This window comes from Bacillus sp. SG-1, from assembly GCF_000181495.1.
GTDB lineage: Bacteria > Bacillota > Bacilli > Bacillales > Bacillaceae_B > Rossellomorea.
Genome location: NZ_ABCF01000089.1, coordinates 1 through 9,270, shown reverse-complemented (window position 1 = coordinate 9,270; position 9,270 = coordinate 1). Strand labels below are relative to the sequence as shown.

The following is a 9,270-nucleotide window of genomic DNA, read 5'->3' as shown; positions in this document are numbered from 1 at the left end:
ATCAGCCGTCGTGGTGGCGGAATCAGCGAAACGTTCACAGTTCGTAAAATTTCTTATGGTGTAGGTGTTGAGCGTACATTCCCTGTACACACACCAAAAATTGCGAAGCTTGAAGTTATCCGTCGCGGTAAAGTACGCCGTGCGAAACTTTACTACTTGCGTAACCTACGCGGTAAAGCTGCTCGTATCAAAGAAATTCGATAATTTTAAGATGAAAAGGAGCTTGGTGACAAGCTCCTTTTGTCATTACTAAAAACTCTTCAACTACATAATATATCCTATTTTCAGTGATATCAGATGTAATCCGTGTCTATTTTTTGTAGAATAGTAAGTATGGGAAAAAATTGAGACACAGGAGGGAAACCTGGTGGCCAAGCAGAAAAACGAACTGTGGGAATGGACTAAAGCATTATTGATAGCAGTTGGACTTGCTGCACTAATTCGGTACTTTCTATTTACCCCAATAGTGGTGGATGGTTTATCAATGATGCCGACCTTACATAATGGTGACAGGATGATTGTAAACAAATTGAGCTATAGGGTGGGAGAACCTGATAGATTCGATATCATTGTTTTTCATGCCCCGGAGCAAAAAGATTATATCAAGCGTGTAATCGGGCTCCCTGGTGATACCATTGAATATAAAGACGATGTCCTTTATATTAACGGTAAAGCATACGATGAGCCTTATTTGGAAGAATATAAGGAACAGATTGAAAGCGGCCTTCTGACAGAAGATTTTATACTGGAAGAAAAGATCGGACAGGAAACGGTTCCGGAAAACACCCTGTTTGTCATGGGGGATAACCGCCGCTTCAGTAAAGACAGCCGTCATATTGGTGTAGTGGATATTGATGAAGTCATCGGCAGTACGAATATCATTTATTGGCCGATCAAAGATATAGAAGTCATAAAGTAAGCTGAAAAACAATTCATTTTATTGGAGGTGATGGGCAATGACTATTCAATGGTTTCCTGGACATATGGCGAAGGCCAGAAGGCAGGTAACAGAAAAGTTAAAGCTCGTCGATATCATTATCGAGCTTGTGGATGCCCGTATACCGATTTCTTCAAGGAACCCTATGATTGACGAGGTCGTTCAGCAAAAACCCCGCCTCGTTCTTTTAAACAAAGCAGACATGGCAGATAAAGTGCTGACGGATCAGTGGATCAACTATTTTTCCGAACGGGGAATCAAGGCACTGGCTGTCAATGCTCAAGGCGGAACAGGATTAGGGGATATTGTCAAAGCCTCAAAGGAAATCCTGAGTGAGAAGTTTGACCGAATGAGATCAAGGGGAATGAAACCAAGAGCAATAAGAGCTATGATTGTCGGGATTCCGAATGTTGGGAAATCCACGTTGATCAACAGACTAGCAAAAAAAAATATTGCTAAAACAGGTAATACGCCTGGTGTGACGAAAGCACAGCAATGGATCAAGGTTGGGAAGGAAATGGAGCTTCTTGATACTCCCGGAATTCTGTGGCCGAAATTTGAAGATGAAGAAGTGGGGTATAAACTCGCTTTAACTGGTGCTATCAAGGATACCATTTTAAACCTTCAGGATATTGCCGTGTATGGATTGCGCTTTTTAGAAAAGCATTATCCAAAACGCCTTCAAGAGCGTTACGGCATAGACGTTTTCCCCGAAGAAATTGTGGAAGTCTTTGATAAGATTGGCACCTTGAGAGGCTGCCTGATTGCAGGCGGCGGTATAGATTACGATAAGACTTCAGATTTGATCGTCCGGGATATCCGGAGTGAGCGACTTGGTAAGTTAACGTTTGATATTCCAGGAGAATATAGTGAACAAGAATAGAACAAAAAGGCTGATTCCATAAGAGGATTTTTAATCCTTATAGAATCAGCTTGTTTATTTTTACCCTTCTTGTGCCGATATAAGTAAGGGATACCCTACATAGCTAATAGGAGAACACTAATGCCGAATAAGTATACGATTACAGAAGCACAAAATATAATTAAAAAGATTACGGATGAACAGGATGAGCTTTTCCAGTCATTTTTACAAGATGAGAGAAAGGGAATTCAGAAGATAATCTCCAAATGGTACAGTGATAGAGCTCAGCAAAGAGTTTTGCAAGAAGAGTTTGACCAGATGAGTGGTTTTGAAAATGAACTGAGGGACCAGGGCTTTGAACTGATTGCCGGAATCGATGAAGTAGGAAGAGGTCCGCTGGCAGGTCCTGTTGTAGCTGCGGCTGTAATTCTTCCTGCTGATTTCTGCTTGTTGGGGATTAATGATTCAAAAAAGCTTTCTGAAAAGCAGCGGGAGGCATTCTATCAATATATTACAGAAGAAGCAATTGCCTGGTCAACAGGCATCATTTCCCCGCAGGAAATTGATGAACTCAATATCTACCAGGCTTCCAAAAAAGCAATGGTAACGGCACTGAATACCCTTAATGTAAAACCCGACCATCTATTGATTGATGCAATGGAACTGGGATCGCCGTATCCCGAAATGTCACTGATTAAAGGAGATGCGAGAAGCATTTCCATTGCAGCAGCATCCATAGTGGCCAAGGTTACAAGGGATAGAATGATGGAGGAATATTCACAAGTTTACAGCGGATATGGGTTAGAAAAAAATATGGGGTACGGGACCAAAGAGCACCTGGAAGGATTGAACGAATTTGGCCCATCCCCGATTCATCGAAAATCCTTTGCACCTGTGAAGGAGCTTATGTTGAAGTAGAGAAGGTGAATGCATGATTGGGCGAAGTATACAAAATAGTTCGTTTCTTGCCTCATTTAAATCAAAATACCCTGTTAAAGTGTCAGAGGGCCAGGTGATTATGGGAAAAGTGAATAAGCTTCTCCCGGAAGGAATGGCCGAAATCAATTACAATGGCCAGAAAACCATCGCGAAACTGGAAGCTCCTCTTGCAGCAGGAAATCAGTATTTATTTCAGACGGATTTTGAAGAGGGAATATTGAAGCTTCGAGTCATATCTGAGTTCCCTTCAGAAGCTAAGATCTCAAATACTGCCCTTGCAGAAAAGTTGCTGAGCGACTTGCAGCTCCCAAAAGGGGGAAGTGTTAAAGAACTGGTCTCAATCCTTGTAAAGAATTCAATTCCGTTCTCAAAAGCTGAACTTGCCCTAATGGGGGAGTTGCTCGCAGGTACAACGGAAAAGCAATCAGGAATTGAGGCGATCGTCAAGTTAAAGGGAGATCAACTCCCGGTCTCAAAGCCGCTTTATCAATCTTATTTACAGGGGAAAAGCATGGAGCCTGTATCTGCAATGCTTGAAGGGCTGGAAACATCTTTTAATAAAACTGATAACAAATCTATTGAGATGCGAAATGTACTGAGAATTTTAAATAGTATTAAAGAGGTTGAAAGCACCAGCTTATTTCAAAAAGTTTCGGCTCGTATATCAGACATGTTACTGAACCCCAAGGTTAGTGATTCACAGAGGGCTGCTGCCTTAAATCTTTTACAGTTGACTGGACTCCTCCCGGAAGAAAGCACATTAGAAAGTGTAAAAACTCTTCCTGTGAAGGAAGGTATGCCGAATCAGCCAACAGGCCCATTTTTGAACAGCAGTCCATCTCATTCTCAGGTAAGGGACAAGTTGACGACCATGCAGGAATTGATGGCCGTGATAAAAGCTCCTGATACAAAAATACAAGGCCTTGTTACAGACATACAAACTATTTTAAAAGGGTTGGAATCTGAGAAGGTTGCCTATAAGGAATTACTAACACGGGCAATATCATTAATTAAAGAGGGAGAGGGCCTTCTTACCCAAAAAGGGATGCTGCCTTTATTAAGCGAAGGAGATAGGTTTAACCTTCTGTTTGGATTGCATTCCGAGAAAGAAAAACAGGTTGTCTCGCATTTTTCACAAATGATAAAGCAGCTGCCGGAGAATGGTGAGCCCCAACAACCGGCCTTAAAACTTCTTCAACAGCTTTTATTCACTGATGAAGGCAATGGGGCAGGCCTTCACAAGGAAAACCTCCCTGATATAATCAAAGACCTTATAGCGAGACTCGGAACCAATCATGAGGCAAAACTGGCGGCGGGAATCCCTGCTGAGAAGTCCCATAATGAAACCTTAAAACCAGCATTGATTGCCCTTTTGCAGGACCTTCCTCAAGGGGAGGCAAGGGAGATTGCTGAGAAGCTGTTATACAGGCTGAATGGACATTCTTTATTATCTGGGGAGAATGGCCCCTTGCAGCAGATTGTTTATCAGGTTCCGCTGACGTGGATGAATCAAAAAACAGATGTAACCTTTCAGTGGTCTGGAAGGAAAACAGCCAAAGGTCAAATCGATCCCGAATTCTGCCGTGTACTTTTCTATTTGGAATTAGAAGCTATTAGCGAAGTAATTGTTGATATGGGTGTGCAGAACAAGGTCATCTCATTGAATATCTATAATGACAATCCTCTTTTAAAAGAGTTATCAGCACCGTTCTCACCAGTCATGAAAGAAGGTCTTGAAAAATTGGGATACAAAGTATCCGTCATCAACTTTAAAGTGCCTGATGATTCGGTTTCCACAAAGAGTGTATACCAGGAGATGGCGGGAGATATTTCATATTCTGGAGTGGATTTGAAAATATGAGAAAAGATAGCGGGAATAAGAGAAAGCAAGCGATCGCCCTTCAATACGAGTCAGAAAAGCAGCAGGCCCCAAAGGTTGTCGCTAAGGGAAAAGGGTTGATCGCTGAGAACATTCTGGAAAAGGCCAGGGAACACGGTGTCCCTGTGCAGGAAGACAGGAATCTTGTTGAACTCCTCGGAAACCTCGATATTAATGAATCAATCCCTGAAGAGCTGTATCAAGCAGTGGCAGAGGTTTTTGCTTTCCTGTACAGAGTGGATAGGGAAGCGAAAAAAAGCTGAAGTACATAGTAAAGTGTACCCTTTGTAAAGGACATTTAAAAAAAGCCTAAGCTACTTTTAAAAGATGATCTCTGTATTGTACAGGGGTCATCTTTTTTCGATTCCATTGGTATCTATGGTGGTTATAGTAATTCATGTATTGCTTGATTTCCTTTTGTACATCCTCTAATGTCAGACAGGTTTTAATAGAGGTTTCATCTTTCAGGTGGCCAAAGAACGATTCAATCGGAGCGTTGTCCCAACAGTTTCCCCTTCGGGACATTGATTGGCGGAATCCAAGATTTTTAACCCTTTTCTGAAATTGAGGATGAGTATAGTGAACCCCTTGATCAGAATGAATGAGCGAATCTTTATGTTTCTTAAATCTTCTGTTTTTCTTTAATTTTTGGAGGGTATCTGTTGCTAATTCCATAGTCATTCTCTCTGATACATGGTAAGCAAGAGCTTCACCGCTGGAACCATCCAATATCACAGACAAATAAGCTCTGGAATTCTTGCCATAGTTCAAGTAAGTGATGTCGGTTAATAGGACTTTCCCTGGTTTGCCCTGATTGAATTGGCGCTCCAGTAGGTTAGGGACCACTGAATGTTCTTGGGTTGCCTTCATTAGACGCCTATATGGGTTTGCCCTTCGGAAGGGGCAAACGATATTATACTTCTTCATAATTCTTCGTATTCTTTTCAAGTTATAGACAATCTTAAACTGACCCGCCAAAGTCATTTTGATTTGACGTGCCCCTTTCTTTCGATTCTTATAACGAAATGCTTTTAAGATGATTTCTTTCATTTCTTCATCTTTTGCTTCCCATTGTTTTCTACGCTCTTGTGACTCGCGAGAGTAGTATTTATAATAGGCACTTCTGGAAACTCCTGCGACCCCGCAAAGGTATCTCACCATTTTTTTGAGCTTATATTTCTCTATGACAGAACGAATGAGAATGAACTTTTGACTTGGAGAGAGGACTACTTCTTTAGCCCCCTTTCCGCAAATCGAATCTTTTTTAGAAGTTCATTTTCGGCCTTAAGCAGGTTGATTTGTGCTTCTAGTCGAGCATTCTTATCCTCAAGGGACAACTCTCGTTCTATAGGTCTCCCGGAATGGCCTTTCCTTGTGTCATTGAGCCCCAAAACCCCGTTCTTTTTATAAGCTTCGCTCCATCTTTTACTTGCGGAATGAATACGAGCCATACCGATTATATCTGTATTAAATCCGGCCTCTTCAAAGATCAGTCTAGAGAACTTACCTTTCTCTTTCTCAGTGATAAATAAGCGTTTAAATTCATCTGTGTAGGTAATTCCTTTAGCGCTTACAGCTTTCACATAAGGATTAATAGATAATTTTTTTATTTCTTTCTCTGTGAATGTTTTTTTACTCATGATGTTTTCCCCGATTTCTACTAGTTGTCTATTTGTCATTATACAAAAAAGTACCCTATAGGTAGACTTTTTTTTAAGTGTCTACTCTATAGGGTACATTTTATAGTCTGGTGTCTTCGGCTTTTTGGTGCTTTTTTTGAAACGGTCTTTTTGTGGTGCATACATATCTGACAGCCCAGCCCCACAGAGCGGATACCTGGTGTGAAAATATTATTTGCAGTTAATAACTGTGTTTCTTTCTCTTAGCCATAAGGAGATCTCTAGAGCCAGTTTGGTCTGCAAGTTTCTTTCCTTTCTGTCTCTAGAAGCTTTTTAGAGCCACTCTGAAAACCTCTCTCCATACAAATAAACTAACCACCATACTCACCATACCGTTTATTTTTCCAAGATAACGTTTTCCAAGCATTTCACTTAAAAATAGTAACTTTCAACCGTCTCTTCTGTCCGAATTTTTAAATTAATATAATATTTATTGCAAATTGGTAGACATATAATCTTTCATTTAATACAATGAAAGCGCAGTCTATTTTTGAAAGAGTTTGATAGGAGGATGGAAAATGAATATCCATGAATATCAAGGTAAAGAAATCCTCAGAAATAATGGGGTAGCTGTACCTAACGGTAAAGTGGCTTTTACTGCGGATGAAGCGGTGGAAGCGGCAAAAACGTTGGATTCAAGTGTTTATGTAGTTAAAGCACAAATTCACGCAGGCGGCCGCGGAAAAGCAGGCGGAGTTAAGATCGCGAAGAGTGTAGATGAAGTACGTACATATGCAGAAGAGCTGCTGGGAAAAACACTGGTGACCCACCAAACCGGGCCGGAAGGTAAAGAAGTAAAGCGCTTACTTATCGAAGAAGGCTGTGACATCAAGAAAGAATACTATGTTGGTCTTGTTCTTGACCGTGCAACTTCACAGGTTGTTTTAATGGCCTCTGAAGAAGGCGGTACAGAGATTGAGGAAGTTGCTGCTGAGACTCCTGAAAAGATCTTCAAAGAGTATATTGATCCTGTAGTCGGTTTGACTGGATTCCAGGCACGCCGTATTGCATTCAACATCAATATCCCGAAAGAGCTTGTCAATAAAGCGGCAAAGTTCATGCTGGGTCTTTATAATGTATATATCCAAAAAGATGCTTCCATCGTGGAGATCAACCCATTGGTTGTAACAGGCGGCGGAGACGTAATGGCATTGGATGCGAAGTTCAACTTTGATTCCAACGCATTATATCGTCAAAAAAATGTTTTGGAGCTGCGTGATCTTGAAGAGGAAGATGCAAAAGAAATCGAAGCTTCCAAATATGATTTAAGCTATATCTCATTGGACGGAAACATCGGCTGCATGGTTAACGGTGCAGGTTTGGCGATGGCGACAATGGATATTGTCAAGCATTACGGCGGCGATCCAGCCAACTTCCTTGATGTTGGGGGCGGAGCTACAGCTGAAAAGGTTACTGAGGCATTTAAAATCATCCTTTCAGATGAAAATGTAAAAGGTATCTTTGTAAATATCTTCGGTGGAATCATGAAATGTGACATCATCGCAGAAGGTGTAGTCGAAGCTGCTAAACAAGTGGAGCTTACAGTTCCATTGGTAGTTCGCCTGGAAGGAACGAATGTTGACCTAGGGAAGAAGATCCTGAATGAATCAGGCTTGAATATCATTGCCGCTCAATCAATGGCGGACGGTGCACAAAAAATTGTTGAGCAAGTAGGATAAGAAAGGCGGAGGACTAATGAGCGTATTTATTAATAAAGATACAAAAGTTATTGTTCAAGGTATTACTGGTTCGACTGCTCTTTTCCATACAAAGCAAATGCTTGAATACGGTACGCAGATCGTTGCTGGTGTTACACCAGGAAAAGGCGGAACAGAAGTTGAGGGAGTTCCTGTATTCAATACAGTTGAGGAAGCTAAAAAAGAGACTGGCGCTAATGCATCAGTAATCTACGTTCCTGCTCCATTCGCTGCGGATGCAATTCTGGAAGCGGTTGATGCAGAATTAGATCTTGCCATCTGTATTACAGAACATATTCCGGTTCTTGACATGGTGAAAGTGAAACGTTACATGGAAGGCAAAAAGACTCGTCTTGTAGGTCCTAACTGCCCTGGCGTTATCACTCCTGATGAGTGCAAAATCGGTATCATGCCTGGCTACATTCATACAAAAGGGCATGTGGGTGTTGTTTCCCGTTCTGGTACATTGACGTATGAAGCGGTACACCAGCTTTCCCAGGAAGGCATCGGCCAATCTACAGCAGTAGGGATCGGCGGTGACCCTGTTAACGGTACTGACTTTATTGACGTATTGAAAGCATTCAATGAAGATGAAGATACTTACGCTGTCATCATGATCGGTGAAATCGGCGGAACAGCTGAAGAAGAAGCTGCAGAGTGGGTTAAAGCAAACATGACGAAGCCGGTTGTCGGCTTTATCGGCGGCCGTACTGCACCTCCAGGAAAACGTATGGGCCACGCAGGTGCCATCATTTCAGGCGGTAAAGGGACGGCAGACGAAAAAATCCGTGTAATGAATGAATGCGGTATCGAAGTAGCTCCGACTCCTTCTGATATGGGTGAAACCCTAATCAAAGTATTGAAAGACAAAGGCATCTACGAAAAATGTAAGACTCATTAATATAGTAGAAACTGGACTGAATATGATGAATTCACCATTCATATTCAGTCCTTTTCCAATTACTATCCCTTCACCTTTCTTAGCAAAAGGATATTTTATAAAAAATCATTTATAATCAGGAGGTAATAATGAAATCAGACAGAACTATCCTTTTTACGCTGCAGCATTGTGACAGTATCGGCTGGAAATCAATCCACCGGCTTATTCAAACCACTTCAAGTCCACAGGACATCCCCCACCTGACTCCCAAAGAGCTGTGCAGCATCCTTCCTATTTCACCACAAAAAGTCCACACCTTTTATCATCAATTCCATTCACTCGACCCTTTTCAAAAGATAAAGCAATATGAAGATGAAGAAATCGGGTTTGTCACCGT

At 41.5% G+C, this 9,270-nt stretch carries 9 protein-coding genes and 1 pseudogene; 9 read left to right on the top strand and 1 reads right to left on the bottom strand.

What is annotated here, in order from left to right:
- The 6 genes from rplS to BSG1_RS17660 all read left to right on the top strand — a co-directional run.
- A partial coding sequence (gene rplS, locus BSG1_RS20600) for a 50S ribosomal protein L19 (RefSeq protein WP_006838569.1) occupies positions 1–204 on the top strand: 204 nt, incomplete at its 5' end.
- Between the two features lie 163 nt (positions 205–367).
- Entirely contained in the window at positions 368–919 is a 552-nt protein-coding gene (gene lepB / locus BSG1_RS17680) for a signal peptidase I (protein WP_006838568.1), read from the top strand.
- Positions 920–956: 37 nt separating this feature from the next.
- Positions 957–1,820: a ribosome biogenesis GTPase YlqF gene (gene ylqF, locus BSG1_RS17675; protein ID WP_006838567.1), complete on the top strand. Its 864-nt coding sequence runs from the start codon at positions 957–959 to the stop codon at positions 1,818–1,820.
- A gap of 120 nt (positions 1,821–1,940) precedes the next feature.
- On the top strand, positions 1,941–2,717 hold the full coding sequence (locus tag BSG1_RS17670; RefSeq protein WP_006838566.1) for a ribonuclease HII: 777 nt from the start codon (positions 1,941–1,943) through the stop codon (positions 2,715–2,717).
- A gap of 13 nt (positions 2,718–2,730) precedes the next feature.
- Positions 2,731–4,599: a hypothetical protein gene (locus BSG1_RS17665; protein WP_044023121.1), complete on the top strand. Its 1,869-nt coding sequence runs from the start codon at positions 2,731–2,733 to the stop codon at positions 4,597–4,599.
- Positions 4,596–4,880, top strand: a complete 285-nt coding sequence (locus tag BSG1_RS17660; RefSeq protein ID WP_006838564.1) for an EscU/YscU/HrcU family type III secretion system export apparatus switch protein — start codon at positions 4,596–4,598, stop codon at positions 4,878–4,880. The genes BSG1_RS17665 and BSG1_RS17660 overlap by 4 nt, the downstream gene beginning before the upstream one ends.
- A gap of 46 nt (positions 4,881–4,926) precedes the next feature.
- Here BSG1_RS17660 and BSG1_RS20595 read toward each other — a convergent pair.
- Positions 4,927–6,296, bottom strand: a protein-coding gene (locus BSG1_RS20595) for an IS3 family transposase (protein ID WP_156791524.1) whose coding sequence is annotated in 2 segments (ribosomal slippage) — positions 4,927–5,885 and positions 5,885–6,296 — 1,371 coding nt in all. Because the reading frame shifts where the segments join, the coding sequence is not laid out codon by codon here.
- Between the two features lie 518 nt (positions 6,297–6,814).
- Between BSG1_RS20595 and sucC the strand changes: the two genes are divergently transcribed.
- The 3 genes and pseudogenes from sucC to BSG1_RS17635 all read left to right on the top strand — a co-directional run.
- The gene (gene sucC / locus BSG1_RS17645) at positions 6,815–7,975 is read left to right on the top strand and encodes an ADP-forming succinate--CoA ligase subunit beta (RefSeq protein ID WP_006838562.1); all 1,161 of its coding nucleotides are present in this window, start codon (positions 6,815–6,817) and stop codon (positions 7,973–7,975) included.
- A gap of 16 nt (positions 7,976–7,991) precedes the next feature.
- Positions 7,992–8,894, top strand: a complete 903-nt coding sequence (sucD, locus tag BSG1_RS17640) for a succinate--CoA ligase subunit alpha (RefSeq protein WP_006838561.1) — start codon at positions 7,992–7,994, stop codon at positions 8,892–8,894.
- A 128-nt stretch (positions 8,895–9,022) separates the two neighbouring features.
- Positions 9,023–9,270: pseudogene (locus BSG1_RS17635) on the top strand (DNA-processing protein DprA); the annotation flags it as partial.

Coding starts and splice junctions, on each gene's coding strand:
- BSG1_RS17665 (WP_044023121.1), top strand. CDS start 2,731: ATGATTGGGCGAAGTATACAAAATAGTTCGTTTCTTGCCTCATTTAAA.
- BSG1_RS17660 (WP_006838564.1), top strand. CDS start 4,596: ATGAGAAAAGATAGCGGGAATAAGAGAAAGCAAGCGATCGCCCTTCAA.
- sucC (WP_006838562.1), top strand. CDS start 6,815: ATGAATATCCATGAATATCAAGGTAAAGAAATCCTCAGAAATAATGGG.
- sucD (WP_006838561.1), top strand. CDS start 7,992: ATGAGCGTATTTATTAATAAAGATACAAAAGTTATTGTTCAAGGTATT.
- BSG1_RS17670 (WP_006838566.1), top strand. CDS start 1,941: ATGCCGAATAAGTATACGATTACAGAAGCACAAAATATAATTAAAAAG.
- ylqF (WP_006838567.1), top strand. CDS start 957: ATGACTATTCAATGGTTTCCTGGACATATGGCGAAGGCCAGAAGGCAG.